This is a genomic window from Pseudoalteromonas sp. S3260 (assembly GCF_005886925.1).
GTDB classification, from domain to species: domain Bacteria; phylum Pseudomonadota; class Gammaproteobacteria; order Enterobacterales; family Alteromonadaceae; genus Pseudoalteromonas; species Pseudoalteromonas tetraodonis.
Window position 1 is genome coordinate 1 of record NZ_PNCV01000402.1, and the last position, 309, is coordinate 309.

The following is a 309-nucleotide window of genomic DNA, read 5'->3' on the forward strand; positions in this document are numbered from 1 at the left end:
AAGTAGAGTGCTTCCCAGGTGTTGACGTGTACCGGACGCGGCTTGTCGGCCACCGGCCAGTCAAGGCGCGCGCGCAGGGTGCGATGCATGCGCTGGCTGGCGCCATTGATGCCCGTATCCGACCAGGCCATCACCACTTCCGGGGTGGTCACGCTGTCGCCGGCGGCCAGCATCTGCTCGCCAGGCAGCAGCAGGGCGCCCATCTGCAATTGGGTGCTGCCATCGAATTGACGCTCGATCAGGGCGCGATGGTTGCCGCTCCACGCCAGATGCGCGGTGATGACTTCGCCACGCTGCTCGCTGAAACCT

Annotated in this window: 1 protein-coding gene; it reads right to left on the reverse strand. The window is 65.7% G+C overall.

The window, feature by feature from the left end; all coding sequences use genetic code 11:
* On the reverse strand, positions 1-309 hold a 309-nt coding region (locus CWC14_RS18970; RefSeq protein WP_171036914.1), incomplete at both ends, for an alpha-galactosidase.